This is a genomic window from Weissella thailandensis, assembly GCF_001932615.1.
Classification (GTDB): Bacteria; Bacillota; Bacilli; order Lactobacillales; family Lactobacillaceae; genus Weissella; species Weissella thailandensis.
In genome coordinates, this window is sequence record NZ_CP014332.1 from 988179 (window position 1) to 1005124 (window position 16946).

Annotated in this window: 18 protein-coding genes, 1 pseudogene and 2 riboswitches; of the genes and pseudogenes, 13 read left to right on the plus strand and 6 right to left on the minus strand. The window is 38.3% G+C overall.

Annotation, left to right across the window (positions count from 1 at the left end; all coding sequences use genetic code 11):
- Positions 1-5: 5 nt before the first annotated feature.
- From FOL01_RS04790 to FOL01_RS11025, 7 genes and pseudogenes are all read left to right on the plus strand, one after another.
- The gene (locus FOL01_RS04790; protein WP_075269597.1) at positions 6-602 is read left to right on the plus strand and encodes a dTDP-4-dehydrorhamnose 3,5-epimerase family protein; all 597 of its coding nucleotides are present in this window, start codon (positions 6-8) and stop codon (positions 600-602) included.
- 10 nt (positions 603-612) lie between these two features.
- Positions 613-1650 carry a dTDP-glucose 4,6-dehydratase gene (gene rfbB / locus FOL01_RS04795; RefSeq protein ID WP_075269598.1) on the plus strand — a complete coding sequence of 346 codons (1038 nt, stop codon included), beginning with the start codon at positions 613-615 and terminating at the stop codon, positions 1648-1650.
- A 39-nt stretch (positions 1651-1689) separates the two neighbouring features.
- Positions 1690-2529: a dTDP-4-dehydrorhamnose reductase gene (gene rfbD, locus FOL01_RS04800; protein WP_075269599.1), complete on the plus strand. Its 840-nt coding sequence runs from the start codon at positions 1690-1692 to the stop codon at positions 2527-2529.
- Between the two features lie 377 nt (positions 2530-2906).
- A riboswitch (TPP riboswitch) is annotated at positions 2907-2996 on the plus strand.
- An 81-nt stretch (positions 2997-3077) separates the two neighbouring features.
- Positions 3078-3177, plus strand: a riboswitch (TPP riboswitch).
- Between the two features lie 86 nt (positions 3178-3263).
- On the plus strand, positions 3264-3944 hold the full coding sequence (locus FOL01_RS04805) for a solute carrier family 23 protein (protein WP_237342646.1): 681 nt from the start codon (positions 3264-3266) through the stop codon (positions 3942-3944).
- A 72-nt stretch (positions 3945-4016) separates the two neighbouring features.
- The gene (locus FOL01_RS11320; protein ID WP_075269600.1) at positions 4017-4268 is read left to right on the plus strand and encodes a transposase; all 252 of its coding nucleotides are present in this window, start codon (positions 4017-4019) and stop codon (positions 4266-4268) included.
- Positions 4269-4321: 53 nt separating this feature from the next.
- A complete protein-coding gene (locus FOL01_RS11520) occupies positions 4322-4507 on the plus strand; it encodes an IS3 family transposase (protein ID WP_075269601.1) in 186 nt (61 codons plus the stop codon).
- A 15-nt stretch (positions 4508-4522) separates the two neighbouring features.
- Positions 4523-5164: pseudogene (locus tag FOL01_RS11025) on the plus strand (IS3 family transposase); the annotation flags it as partial.
- Between the two features lie 597 nt (positions 5165-5761).
- Here the strand turns inward: FOL01_RS11025 and FOL01_RS04825 are convergent.
- From FOL01_RS04825 to FOL01_RS04850, 6 genes are all read right to left on the minus strand, one after another.
- The gene (locus FOL01_RS04825) at positions 5762-5995 is read right to left on the minus strand and encodes a hypothetical protein (protein ID WP_075269603.1); all 234 of its coding nucleotides are present in this window, start codon (positions 5993-5995) and stop codon (positions 5762-5764) included.
- A 194-nt stretch (positions 5996-6189) separates the two neighbouring features.
- Positions 6190-6477 carry a hypothetical protein gene (locus FOL01_RS04830; protein ID WP_075269604.1) on the minus strand — a complete coding sequence of 96 codons (288 nt, stop codon included), beginning with the start codon at positions 6475-6477 and terminating at the stop codon, positions 6190-6192.
- A gap of 335 nt (positions 6478-6812) precedes the next feature.
- Entirely contained in the window at positions 6813-7007 is a 195-nt protein-coding gene (locus FOL01_RS04835; RefSeq protein WP_075269605.1) for a DpnD/PcfM family protein, read from the minus strand.
- 11 nt (positions 7008-7018) lie between these two features.
- Positions 7019-7204 carry a hypothetical protein gene (locus tag FOL01_RS04840; protein WP_075269606.1) on the minus strand — a complete coding sequence of 62 codons (186 nt, stop codon included), beginning with the start codon at positions 7202-7204 and terminating at the stop codon, positions 7019-7021.
- A 12-nt stretch (positions 7205-7216) separates the two neighbouring features.
- Complete coding sequence (locus tag FOL01_RS04845) at positions 7217-7636, minus strand: hypothetical protein (protein ID WP_075269607.1); 420 nt, start codon at positions 7634-7636, stop codon at positions 7217-7219.
- A gap of 9 nt (positions 7637-7645) precedes the next feature.
- Positions 7646-7870 carry a hypothetical protein gene (locus tag FOL01_RS04850; protein ID WP_075269608.1) on the minus strand — a complete coding sequence of 75 codons (225 nt, stop codon included), beginning with the start codon at positions 7868-7870 and terminating at the stop codon, positions 7646-7648.
- A 373-nt stretch (positions 7871-8243) separates the two neighbouring features.
- Between FOL01_RS04850 and FOL01_RS04855 the strand changes: the two genes are divergently transcribed.
- The 6 genes from FOL01_RS04855 (at position 8244) to FOL01_RS04880 (ending at position 16932) form a co-directional block, all read left to right on the plus strand.
- Complete coding sequence (locus tag FOL01_RS04855; protein ID WP_075269609.1) at positions 8244-8642, plus strand: hypothetical protein; 399 nt, start codon at positions 8244-8246, stop codon at positions 8640-8642.
- A gap of 191 nt (positions 8643-8833) precedes the next feature.
- Positions 8834-9082, plus strand: coding sequence for a hypothetical protein (locus tag FOL01_RS04860; protein WP_075269610.1), 249 nt, complete (start codon positions 8834-8836; stop codon positions 9080-9082).
- Positions 9072-11315: a toprim domain-containing protein gene (locus FOL01_RS04865; RefSeq protein ID WP_075269611.1), complete on the plus strand. Its 2244-nt coding sequence runs from the start codon at positions 9072-9074 to the stop codon at positions 11313-11315. Before FOL01_RS04860 ends, FOL01_RS04865 begins: the two co-directional genes overlap by 11 nt.
- Positions 11316-11320: 5 nt before the next feature.
- The gene (locus FOL01_RS04870) at positions 11321-11905 is read left to right on the plus strand and encodes a hypothetical protein (protein ID WP_156834990.1); all 585 of its coding nucleotides are present in this window, start codon (positions 11321-11323) and stop codon (positions 11903-11905) included.
- A 4-nt stretch (positions 11906-11909) separates the two neighbouring features.
- Positions 11910-13799, plus strand: a complete 1890-nt coding sequence (locus FOL01_RS04875) for an AAA family ATPase (protein WP_169823040.1) — start codon at positions 11910-11912, stop codon at positions 13797-13799.
- Entirely contained in the window at positions 13792-16932 is a 3141-nt protein-coding gene (locus tag FOL01_RS04880) for a type IV secretory system conjugative DNA transfer family protein (RefSeq protein ID WP_075269614.1), read from the plus strand. The genes FOL01_RS04875 and FOL01_RS04880 overlap by 8 nt, the downstream gene beginning before the upstream one ends.
- The last annotated feature ends 14 nt before the right edge of the window (positions 16933-16946 follow it).

Sequence of the window (16946 nt, forward strand, 5' to 3'; positions counted from 1 at the left end):
AACGTATGTCTGAAGACTTTTTTGAAAAGGAATTAGTTGCTCGAACAATTACGGATATCCCGGGTATGGTGGAATTCGACATTCCAGTTCACGGTGACAATCGTGGTTGGTTTAAAGAAAACTTTCAAAAGGAAAAGATGTTACCTTTAGGATTCCCAACAGAGTTCTTCAAAGATGACAAATTGCAGAATAATGTATCACTATCACGTAAAGGTGTATTACGTGGTTTGCATGCAGAACCTTGGGATAAATATATTTCAGTAGCTGACAGTGGCAAAGTACTGGGTGCTTGGGTAGATTTACGCGAAGGTGGTTCATTTGGGAATGTTTACCAAACAATCATTGACGCTAGTAAGGGAATTTATGTACCTCGCGGTGTTGCCAACGGTTTTCAAGTACTAAGTGACACAGTTTCATATTCCTATTTAGTGAATGACTATTGGGCTTTAGAATTGAAGCCAAAGTATGCTTTTGTTAACTATGCTGATCCTACATTAGGAATCACATGGGATGATGTGGAGCATGCAGAAGTGAGTGAAGCCGATAAAAATCATCCCTTATTGAAAGATGTTGAACCACTGACAAAAGAGCAATTAAAATAGGAGTTCATTCATGACTGAGTATAAAAATATATTAGTAACTGGTGGAGCTGGGTTCATTGGTGCAAATTTTGTTCGTTATATTGTTGAGGAACATCCCGAGGTTAATGTTACTGTACTTGATAAGTTAACATATGCCGGCAACAAGGAAAATCTAGCTGGCTTACCTGAAGACCGTGTTAAGTTGGTAGTTGGTGATATTGCGGATGCACCATTAGTTGATAAGCTTGTTTCAGAAACAGATGCTATTGTTCATTACGCTGCTGAAAGCCATAATGATAATTCATTAAAAGATCCTTCACCATTTATTCAAACTAATATTATGGGAACCTATACCTTAATTGAAGCTGCTCGTAAGTACAATAAGCGTTTCCACCATGTTTCTACGGATGAAGTTTATGGTGATTTACCATTGCGTGAAGATTTACCTGGCCATGGCGAGGGAGAAGGGGAAAAATTTACTCCTGAATCCCAATATCGTCCATCAAGTCCATATTCTTCAACTAAGGCTAGTTCAGATTTATTAGTACGTGCTTGGGTAAGGTCATTTGGCTTGAAGGCAACGATTTCAAATACATCAAATAATTATGGCCCATACCAACATATTGAAAAGTTCATTCCTCGCCAAGTGACTAATATTATTTCTGGAATCAAACCAAAGTTATATGGTTCAGGCAAGAATGTTCGCGACTGGGTTCATACTTATGATCATGCAACTGCCGTATGGGCGATTCTTACTAAGGGTAGGATTGGTGAAACCTACTTAGTTGGAGCAGATGGTGAGAAAGATAATATCACGGTACTACGTACTATTCTAAAAGATATGGGCAAGGATGAAGATGATTTTGATTTTGTCCAGGATCGTTCAGGGCATGATTTACGTTATGCAATTGATGCGACAAAAATTCGTGAAGAGTTGGGATGGCAACCAAAGTACACTGATTTTGCAACAGGTTTGAAAGATACGATTAAATGGTATGAAAATCATCAATCATGGTGGCAACCCGAAAAAGAATCTGTTGAAGCAAAATATGCTCAAAATAATCAATAATAATAAAGTCAGCGAAAGCTGGCTTTTTTCGGAGGAATTATGAAGTACTTAGTTACGGGAGCTAACGGCCAACTTGGACGAGAGTTACAAAAACTTTTATCGGAGCGACAATTGAGTTTTGTCGCATTTGACTCACAGCAACTAGATATTACGGATAGGAAAAAAGTAATGTCAGTGTTTGAACAAGAAAAGCCAGATGTTGTGCTACATGCAGCTGCTTATACAAAGGTTGATGCAGCAGAAGATGAAGCCCGTGAAATAAATTGGCAGGTCAATGTTGAAGGTACAAAAAATATTGCTGACGCAGCGAAAAAATTTGATACTAAATTAGTAGCAGTGTCAACAGATTATGTCTTCGATGGTACAAATTCAGGGGAATATCAAGAAGATGCGGCGGTTAATCCTAAAAATGCCTATGGGCGTGCAAAATTGGCTGGTGAGTTAGCTGTTACTGAGAGTGAGGCTGATGCTTATATTGTCAGAACTAGCTGGGTATTCGGTGAGTTTGGTGGTAATTTTGTTTACACTATGCAATACCTTGCTGAAAGTCATTCTAAACTAACAGTAGTTGATGATCAATTAGGTCGCCCTACATGGACAAGGACTTTAGCAGAATTCATGTTACATCTAATTGATACTAAATCTGAATATGGGATTTATCATTTATCAAATGAAGGTACAGCAACATGGTATGAATTTGCTGAGGAAATTTTAAAAGATACTTCTGTAGAGGTGATGCCAGTGACAAGTGAGGAATTTCCACAAAAGGCTTACAGACCGAGACATTCGGTTATGAGTTTGGAAAAAGCTAAGTCAACGGATTTTGAAATCCTTACATGGCAAGACGCGTTAAAGAAGTTCTTATTATCTATTAAGTAAAACATTTTATTATATATAATATTATATAGTTTTAGTTTGTTTGATTAATGATAAACACAATGGTCAAAATAATAGATAAATTAAGAAAATTGAATATGGCGTTACATGTTATAGTATATATTGATTAGCAGATAAATTATTACAAATTTTAATTTTATGTTAGTCAAACGCCATGAAAAATTAGGAAATCTATTCAAAGTTTTTTAAAACATAGTTTGCGACTCTGATAGTTTTGTTGGTCTCATAGACTTTTTTGATTGGTAGATTTATATCCTAATAATTAGATTAACCCTATATAAGGGATAATGACGTTCATTAATCCTTTGAAATTGATTTTACATTAAGATAGAAAATTTAATATAATTTATGGTACAATAACCTTGTGCTAGGGGCGCCGATATGGCTGAGAAGAACCCTTTGAACCTGAACTGATTAATATCAGCGTAGGAAAGTGTTACATATTGTTCATGTAGCATTTTTCTCCAGGTGAGAAAAATGCTTTTTTATTTGCACGAAATAGTTTGTTGAAGAAGTTTTTAAAATTGAATGATAATCACTAGGGGCGTCGTAAAGACTGAGATGATGTATATCGGTCCCTTTGAACCTGATCTGGTTAATACTGGCGTAGGAAAGTGACCAATCATAGTTAGCAACATTGTCAACGGTTGTTATTAAGTGTCCTTTTTTATGTATCTAAGGACACTTTTTTTATTGGGAAAGGAATGTTTATTATTATGGTCACAAAAGATAATCGTATAGTTGCGCATGGCTTAGCAGGTATACAACATGTGTTTGTTTCTAATGTATGGTTAGATCCAATCTATGTTGCAGCGGCCGCAGGACTTTCGTTGAGCTCATCAACTAATTTGGTAAACACTATTTTTATTGTCTCGGGTATAGTTACGCTGACACAGGCAACAAGGCTAGTAAAGTTACCTATTATTCAAGGCCCATCTGCCTACTTTGATGCATTAATGATTAGTGCGGGTAAAACTGGCCAACTAGCAACAGCAGGCGGTTCGATTTTGCTAAGTGCATTGATTGTATTTATGTTGTCCGTTACAGGACTTATAAATAAATTAATAAAATTATTAACACCAGCAATTACAGGAACCCTTATTTTTTTGGTAGGTATTTCTTTGTCTGAATTCACAATGTCTGAGTTTTTAGGTGGTTCTCCAGGAGATGAAGGTTTTTCTTCATTATCGACACTTACTTTATCAATCACAACAGCTGCTATTGTGATTTTATTGTCGATATTTGGTAAAGGATTTTGGAAACATTTTTCATTTTTAATCGCTTTGATTATTGGGGATTTGTTAGCCGTTTGGTTAGGCGTTGTGGATTATAGTGTATTATCAACGAAATCGTGGTTTGGGTTACCGCAACTATTACCTTATGGCGCATGGATGTAAGCTGATTCCTGAGACAACTTTTAAGAGAGCGTATAATGAATAAATCGTCTCTCAAAAGGAAGGAATTTTTACATGCCAACTCGTTACGACAAAGAATTCAAACAAAACATCATCAACCTATATAAACAAGGCGAATCAGCCGCCCAACTGGCCAGAGAATATGGCATTGGCTATTCAACCGTTCATAAGTGGATCCAGGGCCAAGCCAAAACTCAATCCGATAAATCGCCAGATGAAATTAAAGCGATGGAAAAGCGGCTGGCTTCCCTGTCTGAGGAGAACGAAATCCTAAAAAAAGCCCTGGGCTTCCTTGCGCAGAAGTAACCAATATTTTTGATTATATTCACCAAGAAAGCCATAACCACCAGGTAACTAAGATGTGCCGAATCCTCGGTGTTTCCAGAGCTCACTATTATCGTTATCGATCCCCAAAGCCTTCAAAACGCCGGGCCGAAGATGAGGACTTAAAACAACGGATTCTGCGGATCTTTGCGGAATTCAAGCAGCGATACGGCGTTATGAAGATCCACCATGAATTGAATCTGGAACTTCAACCACTGTAGCGTCGGTGCAGCCCAAGACGGATTTCCCGGCTCATGAAGGAACTGGATATCCACTCCGTTACCGTCAATAAATGGAAAGCGGCTTCGGCTTCCAAAACTAAGGTTGAACAGCGTCCCAACTTGCTTAAGCAGGATTTCTCGACCACTAGTTTAAATAAAAAATGGCCCGCTGATATGACCTATATTCAAACGAAGCGTAATGGCTGGTGTTACTTATCAACCATCATGGATCTGCACTCAAGACGAATTATCGGCTATTCATTCTCAAAAAAGATGGATACTGATTTAGTCTTAAAGACCCTGGAAAGCGCGGTTAAAAATCGAACCATTACTGGGGACCTGATTATCCACACAGACTTAGGATCACAGTACACCAGCGATGATTACAACCAACGGTTAACAGAACTACATATCCGCCACTCTTACAGCCGTAAGGGGTGTCCATACGATAATGCACCAATGGAATCTTTTCATGCTTCCCTCAAAAAGGAATGTGTTTATCCAGTGCCGGTCTTTAAGAATTATGAAACTGCCGCTGCTGTCCTTTTTGAATATGTGCATGCTTTCTACAATAGGAAGAGAATTCATAGTTCACTGGGCTACCAGACCCCCTTACAAGTTGAAATCGCAACACTTACGAGCCAAATGGCCGCCTGATTTAATGCTTTCCATGGTTCAAATAAGTTATTAATCACGATTAATGATTTATTTGAGCTGTGGAAGGTAAACGCAGTTCTGAATGTCTCTTAAAACCTGTCTCAAATATTGACTTCAATCCAATTTAGACTATGGTTGAAAATAATGAACACAAATGCTGAGTTATCTTTAACACAATTACGTCAACTACCTAAGCAGGTGCGTAATGAATCTTGGTGGAATAAATTTTACAATGATAATACACACAAAAAATATAAAAGGATTCTTGGTTCAATTTATAGATAAAAAGCCTGGGTATGAGGTGATTATTTATGCGAGTTAAAACAATTAAACAAGCAAACCTAACATTAAGGTATACCCCGAAAGTTAAATCTTTACTTTAACTTTCGGGGTATTTTTGTAATTATTTAATTATCAAGTATGAACACAAAAATTAATCATTTATGAGTCTTACGTCAACTAAACCAATCCAATTTAACATATCATGGTTATAGTTAGTTATTGATTTACCGGGCTTTTCAATGATTTGTGCAATTCATCAAATTCACAAATCTTTTTCACTGCCAGCATATTTCACAAAGTAGACCAGTTTATAAATTAGGAGTTATTTGGATGGAATTGTTGCCATTTACTTCGCAGATAACTCCACATATAACCACCACAAAAAGCAATCCCACAGAGCAACCAAATTCCTGCGGTTTTAAATACCCACCAACTGACAGATAAAATCAAAAGCACTACCCAACGAATAATTCGCCAGGCCCAACCAATGGTGAGACCAAAAAGATAACAGACGAGAAATAACAGCAGGTAAAGAATAAAGTAAGGCATGGTCAGACTCCTTTCTGTAGGCGCTAAAATATTATGTATCCTAACCCATATGAGTTAGGGAATCTGACAAACAGGTGTTTAGTATCTTATTGGAGAATTTAATTTTTTTCGTAAAGGAGGTTTTGTCAGAGCAATCTTTTCGGCAGCCACGTTCCATAGGTTTAATATATCATTTTTACGATGCTAACAACTGGCTATAAGTATTGATAACCCGATTGCCAATTTTTTAATTCATGTATAATGATTTTTTGTAATTGTGATAAAAAGTTTGCATCAGACATAGCTTGTTGAAAAGTCATTGCTAGGATGGTCCCTAAGTAATTGACGAAGTAATGTGCTATATCAGCGTCATTGACGTTTAATTGAAAGGTGGCCGCCGTTAAATTAGTGGCACTAGCCGTAATTCCAAACGAAACTTGATTGTGTTGTTGTAGCTGTAATTGATAAGTGGTGACAGGTGTTGTGACAGTTGTTTGTATCATAGCTGGTCTCCTAAAATTTTTCTGGTGGTCAATTGCCTTTCAGCAACTAACCAAACTTTCATTTTGACGGGAGAAGTGTGATACAGGCGGTGTCCGATGACAAGGGCAGCGTAGCTGTGCTATTTACCCTTGTCATCGGGCCTAGTGTTGCTTAGTGCCTGGCACTTAGCAACACTGCCTGTATTAGAGTTTGGATGGCAAAAATAAAGGATAGGTGGTGAAAGGACGGTTGCGCCAAGCGGAAACGTTTGGCCCCGGTGGGGTCGGGGGTTGTAAGGGAGCCCCGCTTGCGGGGACTGGGGTATGCAGAGAAGGGCGCACTGCGCCCCTGGTTTTTAGATTATTGTCCAGTCGCCAAACGGTGTCTGAACCTCAAATTGCGTATATTGTAAGTCGGAACTATCCAGGACGATTTTTTCGTCTAGGTAAGCTTGTCGGGCTTGTTTATCAATATCTTCTTCGTCGTCAACTGTTAGGGTAACTGTTCGTACTAACGTTTCTTCATAAGTTACTGGTATATCTTTTTTCATGGTTACCTTATTTACCTTTCAAAATCGTTTTTAACGTGGAAATGAACTGATTGCATATCGTCGGGGGTTAGAACGATTTGGCCGTTATCATACATTGTCATGGCTTTTTCGTCTAGGTCGTCAATATTCATTTCTGGGGTCATTTCAAGTTCGACTTCTTTTTTGCGATACTCTTCAAATACTACGCGACATTTCATGTTTAATTCTCCTTAGTTGTTAAAGTGGTAGGTTGTGCCGTTTAATAGCACGTCATTAAAATCTTCATACGTTTGAGCATTTAGCATGCGTGCTTTTTTGTTTTGCTCAAAATCGTCTGATACAAGTGATAAGGCTTGATATTGTTGTGCCGACATGGTACTTGGCCTTAATGCCCATATCAAGCAGTACAAGCGCTTGGTAGAACAATCGGGGCTTTCTTTTTGCAAGCCATTCAACATGTTATAAATGGTTTCAACCAGCTTTACGCTGACGTTGGCGGAAACTATTTCTTCATAATCAGCTGATGGGGCTTTTTTGTAGTGCTCCTTGGGGACTTGGGTTTCTTCATAACCATAAGTAATATCTGACATGGCTTGTGCCATTTTGCTTAAATGCAACTTGGTAAAATCATCATAATAAGTTTTTGTCATTTTTAGCTCCTATACTAATTTAAAATCTTGAAATTCGTCATTAGCTAATCTGATAGTAATTTGTTCATCTCTAGCTTGTGCAACGATTAAATGAAAAATAAAATCATCAACTTCTTCGGCTGATAAATCAACGTCAGAATAACTTTCGTCATATTCAGGAAAAGGGACTGGCGTTGGACGGTCTCCACGCCATGAAAAAATAGACAATGAAAGGTCTGTTGTGTTTTTTGACATACTAAAACTCCTTGCTTAGGCCAGGTAACCTATGAAAATTTTTCTGTCAGCGACCACCTGTTGTCGCTGGGTTTGTCGTTGTGACGGGAAATTTTTTGCAGGTACCGGGGCAAAGTACAAGGGCGGCGTAGCCGTACTATTTACCCTTGTACTTCGTCCTAGTTGTCCTTAGTCGCTTGGCGACTTAGGACAAACTGGTGCCTGCTATAAATGATAGGCACATAAGGCAGACCCAGTGTCATCAGGTGGTTGGCAGGCGTAAGACTGCTTAGACCCCCGCTGGCGGGGACTGGGGTACGTAGTAAAGACTTGAACATATCTTATTATTTCGATAGCATACGGATTATAGATGCATTATTAAGTTGAATTTTTAATGACTGGAAAGGGGAAAACTATCTTATTCAAAAACGATCAAATATACAATAATCTGTCACCAAAAGGAAAATTAGCTTATTTGAAAGAGATTCAAAAAGGCAATCAAGTTGATCCAGATGAATTTAATAATATTGAGCAAGCATATGTTGAACCAGAGGGAACCTATGATTTAGGAAAAACAATGATTCAGCTAACTAATGATAAAAAAAATGAGGAAAAAGTATTAGCATATATTGATAAGCAAAATAATCCGAAGCCAATTCCAGAAGTCGTACAGGATTTGCGTCGAGTATTGGACACAAATATAACAGATGATGAGGGCAGGTGGATTTTGTCATGTGTTATAGGCTATTCAGATGAGTATCATCAAAAGGCCATACAGTTAATTGCTAGTTAATATGAATGAAATAGCTCCACAAGTATTGGAAAAATAGCCAATACTTGTGGAGCTTTATTTTGTTTATTTTTGTATTAAATCATTGATTTTAATGGTTATAAAAGGGGTGGGGCGTTTTTACATCGTCCCTTTAAATTCAGTTACGATAACCATAGTTAATAAAAACAAAAAAGTAATGGGGGAATTGACGCATGGTATCAAAGAAATTAGCAGCACGTTTAGCAAAGAAACAGGACGAATTAGAAAATGCCCAAGAAAAGGTGACAACACTTAAAGGTGAAGTAGCCGACCTTAAGAAACAGGTGGAGTTAGAGTTAGTGCAAAAGCTACAACAACATTTGCAAACAGAAGATTTAGTAGATGTCGAAAAGTTTATCGAGCAAGTTTCACCAATCGAATTACAAACTGACAATGAAGGTGGTGAGTTGAATGACGATTAATCGTGAAGCGATGAAAGCTTTACCTATCCAAGGATACTTAGATTATAAAGGCATTGATTATACCACTGAACATAATCGTTTACGGTTGGTAGATCATGATAGTTGCATCATTAACACTGATAAAAACGTCTTTTTTTGGAATTCTAAGCAGTTATCCGGTGATTTAGGGGACTTTATTAGTGCTTTTGAAGATGTCACGCCAAAGGAGGCTTGGGTGCGCTGGTCTGACTATAAAAACCATTATGATAATCAAGACGAACAGGCACAAGACAAATATAAGCAAAAAAGCGCAACAAATAATTATCAATTTGATTGGAAAAGGTGGCGTACCTCGCAATCAACTAACAATACTGAAAATTATTTAGTGAATGAACGAGGCTTTGATAAAACCTTTGTGCAGCGTTTGACAGCATCGGAATTTATTAAACAGGGGAAGCCTCGCCAAGACTGGCAGACAAAAGAATGGCAAAAGCCGGCCATCTTATTTCCTTGGCATGATGAAAAAGGCGAAGTTGTCGGATTAGATCAACAAGGAACTGAAATTGATTATGAGAAATATGGTAAGCGTGGTACGCAAAAGAAAGTTGCCGCTGGCTCAGATTCTAATTACGGGTATAACTTCCATACAGGGAATGGTGCTGACCAACTATTAGTATTTGAATCACCAATTGATGCTTTATCGTACGCACAACAACACTTTCCAGAATTGGCGCATGAAAATGCGACATTTTTATCATTATCAGGAACCGACCATCAAAAGGTGCTATCACAATTAGATCGTATGAATCAATTGAACGGTCATTTGCCTAACAAATTGGTATTAGCAACTGATAATGATTTAGCAGGTTTTCAAGCAGCTGATCAATTTAGTGTTTTGCAATTTGAAGGCATGGAAAATATCCGTCAGGTACCACCCAAGGGAAAAGATTGGAATGACCAACTAAAAGCAAATGATCCTGGTATTAAAACAATGACAATGGAAGAAAGTCATAAACGATTAGAGGCATTGGAGACTTTCAGTAAACAAGCTAAGCAACCATCGAATAAGTCGATGAAAGTTCAGGATGATAAACAAGTCGTCAATGCTAATCCGGGACGATTAGCACGTGAACAACGACGGACTGACCGAAAGGGCAAAAGTCGTGAAAAGAATGAAGAGATTATCAAAGATGCTTTGCAACGTATGAAGAATTATCAAAATGATCCGAAAGAAGCCCAAAACTATTTGGATTTTGTGGCACAAGGGCAAAACTATTCACCACGAAACACGATGCTGATTTATGGCCAACGTCAAGACGCCACTATCGTGAAGGGATATAAGCAATTTGCCGAACAGGACATTCAAGTTAATAAGGGCGAACAAGGTATGAAAATATACGGCGCCCCTAAAAACTTGCAAAGTGTGATCACGCCAGATGGTAAGCAAGTTTATTGGCGTGATGCAACCGCAGAGCAGCGTCAACAAGCTAAAACTGGTGACCTAGAAATTCGGTCTGTTAAACATTATCCAATTCAAACAGTGTTTGATATTAAACAAACAAATGCCTCACTTGATGATTTACCCAAATTGCTGCCTAATCGACCAGTTAATTTATTAACTGATCAATCCGATGAACAGTTACAAACGGTGTATGACACGTTGAAAGAATACGCAACTGAACAACAACATGTGAAGGTGATTGATCAAGATAAAGGGGCAATGAAATTTTTAGCAGATCACAAGCCAATGACAAGTAATGGTATTGCGAAAGGTGCGACTGTCATTAATCGTAAAGATCCAAAAGATAGAAGTATCGTCTTACGACCTGATTTACCAGTCACCGACCGAATTGCGACACTGGCACATGAAATGGGACATACAGCGTTGCATCAACAGAGTGACGCTAATACATCAACTGCTGAGAAGGAATTACAAGCAGAAATGACCAGTTATGTTGTTTTAAAAAATATTGGTGTTGAACCGGGTGATCTTAGTGAAAAGTACATGAGTGATTGGACGAAAAGCCTTGAAAAAGTCGCTGATATGAAAGATAGAAATCCTAATTTAATGGCTGATGTGACCAAAGCGAGTACGTCGATCACTAATTATTTGTCAGACCGCTTATCTGATGGCCAAACAATAACCAATGAGAGACGGGCGGCGCCTAATATACAACCAACGGCTGTACAAATGGCCACGAATCAAGCAATACAAGATCAAGCACAAGAGGAAAAAAGAGAACGAACAAGATGAGCAGCATGACAATACAAGGAAAATTAGTTCAAGTTGCACGCGGTAATGGGTTATATATGTTGTCAGTTGAAACCGGTCGGGCAGACGGTTTACTGGTATTACCAGCAACGGCCGAGCAATATCACCTGTTATTTCCAGCCGGTGACCCCGTACTAAATGACCATTATGAAATAACTTTTGAACAAATACCTGAACAAATAAAACTACTCAGTGTATTTGATTTAGCTGATGAAGTGGTACCAGCGGAATTAGTTCCCACTTTAATCACGACACAAGATTTTGACTTACAAGGAGAAGAGTTTATGGATACAAAAAAGGAAGCTGCTGCTTTAGATAAACGTTTAGCGGCCATCCGACAAGATGAATCATTGATGCAAGATATTCAAGCGGAAGTCGATCAAGAAGAAAAGCAACGATTAGCAAATATTAAAGCACGGCAAGAAGGACAAGGTATTGAGCAATTATTTACCGAAGAAGAAATTGCCAATATGAACGCCTATAAGCCAAAAACACAACCACAAGGTGCCTCATTATCGGCACGAACGCAAGTTGCCACCGATGTAAATGATTTACCAATGGAAGGAGATTAATCAAATGACCAATACACCATATTTAGATCGTTTTACTACTAGCTTGAATCAAATCATTAGCGCTCAACCGGATGAATATGGTGCCTTTGGACGTGATGTTGAATTAGGACGATTAGTGCGCATCTTGAATCAACATAAAAAGAATAGTGCTGCTATTTTGGGTGAAGCGGGTGTTGGTAAAACGGCGTTAGTCGAGGAATTGGTGAAGCGAATCATAACGCAAGATGATATTTTGCATGAGACGTTATTAGACCGACAGGTAATTTCTCTAGAGTTAGCTAGTTTAATGGAATCAACAGCTGGTAGTGGCTTTGCCTCAAATTTGCATCATATCGTCGATGAAGTGAAAGCCAATCCGAAGATTCTATTATTTATTGATGAAATGCACGAATTGATTGGTACAGGTGCTGAGGGTGGCTCAGGTATGGATGCCGGTAATATTTTAAAGCCAGCAATTGGTCGTGGTGAAATTCAAGTGATTGGGGCAACGACTAATAATGAGTTTCGTCAATATATTGAGTCAGATAACGCGATGGAACGTCGTTTTGATAAAGTGCTGCTGGATGAATTTACACCAAGTCAAACGCGAGCAACTTTAAAAAGGATTGTCGATGATTTACCAGCAAGTGCTGAGGTACCGGATGAGGCATTAGATACAATCATTAATTTTTCTGACCGCTACATTACAACCCACTTTTTCCCCGAAAAGGCGATTACCTTACTAGATAATGCGCTAGTTGAATCAAAAATGAACAACCATTCGGTAATGATGGAGAGTGATATTGCTAGTATTATCCATGAAAGGTATCACGTCCCTATGTCTGTCTTAACCGAAGAAGATGATGAACGGTTATTTCAACTATATGAACGGATGCAAACGCAAGTAATTGGCCAAGATGCTGCTTTAAAAAAGATTGTCACCAGTATTCGCGTTCGTGCAGCTGGTTTAGGTGATATGACGAAACCATTATCATTTCTACTGGCAGGCACACCTGGTGTTGGTAAAACTGAGACAGCCAAGGCAATTGCAACACATTACTTTGGTGATGAACGACAATTAATTCGTTTTGATATGTCAGAGTTCAAGTTTGCTAAGCAATCTATGGCCAGATTTGCGGAACGGGCAGCAGAGGCCGTTAAGTTTAATCCCTATTCAGTTTTATTATTAGATGAGATCGAAAAAGCCGATCCAATGGTGCTGGACTTGCTACTACAAATTTTGGATGATGGTCGATTAACAAATGAACGTGGCCAAACGATTAACTTTAAGGACTTAATCGTTGTTATGACGACTAATATTGGGCATCAATTAATCATTGAGCGGGCAGCAAAAAGTGAAGCTTATCGGCATGATCCGCAGCATCAAGAAACCTTTGGTAAAAATTTTGAAAATGCGTTATTAGGAGCCGATTTACGACAAGAATTTATTAGTCGTATTGGTGCCACTATTATCTTTGAACCGCTAGAAATACCAAATGTTAAGAAGATCATTGATTTAAAACTCAGTCGGTTAAATAAACAAGCGCAGCGACAAGGTTATCACTTAATCTACCGTGATCAAGATGTGATTGATTTAATCCCTAGTTTTTCTGACAGCCTTGAATATGTGAATGAACAAGTGGTTGAATCTCATTCATTAATTGATTTTTTGGTTGATAAGGGCTATCGCAAAAGCTTGGGAGTTCGTCCATTGGACGATAGCATTATGGATTTCGTGCAAGCGAGAATGGCCGAATCTATTTTGAATGAACGACGGACAGGAAAAGCCAATTGTCACACATTTGTTTTCCGTGCTTGGGGAGCGCCACCAGATGAAACGCATCCTAAAGGTAGCTGGCAGTCAGTGGTGACGCAAGTTGAATTAGATACGCAGAAAGTAGGTATTCATGAGTAAAGAATGGTTCGGGAATCGTTATGAGCAATCGCGTGCTTATGAAAAAAGTAGCCAAATCAGGTTACGTGGCCGTTGGTGGTTTCAATTAATGGTTTTTCTATTATATTGCTTGATTGGAGTAATTTTTGCGATCCTGTTAGGAACCCTATCAGAGGTCATTTGGTACATTATTCGTTCAGGCCTTGGCAACATGGCATTAAACATGTTCAATGTATACTTTCAACCAGCATTTAGCTGGGAATACTTGCAACAATACGCAACATTTACTTTAACTGGCGGCGTTTTGCATGAAAATTCTTTTGTTGTTTGGATTATCATGCTCCTTGCTTTTGGGATTTTCTTACGGTTAGGAATTAAAAATTGGTATGACTGGGTACAGAAATTCGGTGATCGTACCACTAACCAAAATCGTTGGACAACCTTAAAAGAAATAGATCGTACTTATGTTTTAATCCCTGATCGCAATAAGTTTTATAAAGGTGCATCCGGACAACCAATTAGTCATATATCGGGCTATTCCTATGAATTTCTTCGATTGCATCCAATCCTTTGGTTAAAGCAAATTGGTAAAGCAATTTTTGGACTGAATCATGAAACCTTTCCAGGCTATTATCAGAAATGGCGTCCAAAACTGATGAGTTTGGGGTTCACCAAGTGTTGGTTTAAAGGTCAAGAAACAGTTGAAGGTGGTTTTACAGGTTTTTACTGGATTGACCCTAAGCCAACACATGCCATCACAACTGGAGCGACACGTTCAGGTAAAGACCAACGTCGAGGTTATATCTTTATTGATATTATGCGGCGTGCAGAAATCCAACCAAATATTATTGATACCGATGCAAAAAACGAAGATGCCAAAATGTCATTTATCCCTTTGCAAAAGGCAGGTTATGAAGTACAGCTATTAAATATTGCCGATACCGATTGGTCAGAATCATGGAATCCATTTCAAGTTGCTTTGAACTATGCAATGGATGGTGAACTTGATAAAGCCCGTGATGAAGCAATGGTTATCGTACAGATTATTGGTTCTTCTAGTTCAGCAGAAGGTGGTAATGATATTTGGGATAAGACCGCCGAAGATACACAATTAGCAATTATTTTAATTCTCTTGTGGTTAGCAATGGAAAATCAAGATCAAACCCTAGCAACACCTGCTGGTGTCCCACAATTTATTAATTCAGTTAATCAATTTAATGATCCAAAAGATAAAAACATGGATGGTTTAACGCAATACTTTAATATGTTGCGTAAACTTAATCCGATGCCGCCAATTATTAATGAGGCGATCCTAAAAGCGGGTTCTTATCTAGGAGCAACTGGGGACACGAAGTCATCAGTTATGTTCACCTTGCAAAGTCGTTCAAGCTTGTTTGCCTCTGAAACAGTCGCACGACTTACCTCACGGTCAACCATTCAAATTGCAGACTATGGTTTTCCAAGAATGTTAAAGGTCAATGTACCAACGAGTTACGCAGGTACAACGGCCAAGGTGGAATTATATAAACGTGAAGATAAAGAGGCAAAAGGCAGTTATTTGGAACAGGATGCCGTCAAGGTTAGTCGAGCTGGTGTTATTCAATATCCATTTCATAAAGTATTTCCTGATGAGTGGTTAATCAAGGTACACTTTTCAGATAAAGGAAATCCCAAACACCTAAGAGAATCATGGATACAAATCAGTGGTGAAAAACGTGTGCAACGTAATTTAAACCATACGATTAAGATTAATCCGCATAGCAAACAACCGGTTAAAAAAATTGTGACGTATCCATTGGAACAACACTTAACTAATGATAACAAGGCAACGTTTAGCTTGCGTTATTCAGAGGCACCAAAGGCAGTGTTCATTGTGACGCCTCAAAGCAACGATAACTATGCCGCAATTGCCTCGTTATTCTTAGGACAAGTCTTTTCAGTTAATACACAAATTGCCTCAGAAATTACTCGCCGTAAGATGGATCGTCAGATTATCTATAAGCTAAATGAGTTTTCAATGTTTCCAAGAATCCCTGGGTTTGATAACTTCCTAACTCGTGGACTAACTTATGGCCACATTGTTGATATGTATGTTCAAGATGATGTGCAGGTTGCTAAACAATATTCTGAATCAGAGGCTAAAGAGATCATGAATAACATGTTGACGCAATTTCATATTCAAACCAAAGATAGCGATACTAACCAGGCTGTTTCTGAACGGCTAGGTGAAATTGAAGTTCAAAAAGAAATTGTTAATTCTCAAATGGGTGAACAGCAACAAGATAGAGGAAACCGGCAAATATCTATTGATAAAATGCCGTTACTTTCTGCTAAAGAACTGGAAGAATTGAATGATGGTGAAATGGTCATTATGCGTACTGCTAAACGTAATGATAAGAAATGGCGCCGTATCCGACCACTGCCAATCTTTGATACTGGTAAGACGTTGATGCCAAATGCGCGTGATTTAATTGGACAAAGTTATCATTTGGATTACTACACAACGGACTTACGGATTAAAAACAATACCAAGAACCTCAGTTATCAAGACATTTTCCAAGATTACAGTGGTTATTATCAACAATTAGCAACACAAGTTAATCCAGAAACCGAACCGGCAGAAGAAAAGACTCAGGAACCAGTGAATGTAGCAAGCACAGAGACAAATCTAGATACAACGGCATCAGAACCAATTGGTAACCATGACGATGATAAATTTCCAGAACAAAAGATATTAGCATCGACAGCTCAACCATTCATTGCAGCAGAATCAACACCTGTTAATACAATAGAACCGCTTGTATCTGAATCCAATGAAGAAAATGATGATGAAGTTGACGACTTTATATTTTGGCAGCGTAATTTTGATAAGTATTCTGGTAAAGAATTAGTTTCACTGATAGAAACAGCAGATATTGACTTAGTGAATCAGGTTGAAGATGCTATTGCTGATGTATTAAATAAACAAGATCAACTGAACGAAAATGAAGAGAAGATGAAGGTATATGCTGATGCAACACAGCATGTATTCTTTAAGAAACATGATGATCTAAACAATCAAGAAAGTATGCGTAACTTTATTAATGATGATGAAGTCATGTTTGATTTATTGATACGAATTGATGATATTCGTGATTCATCAGAAGAAAATTAATCTATGAAAGAGAG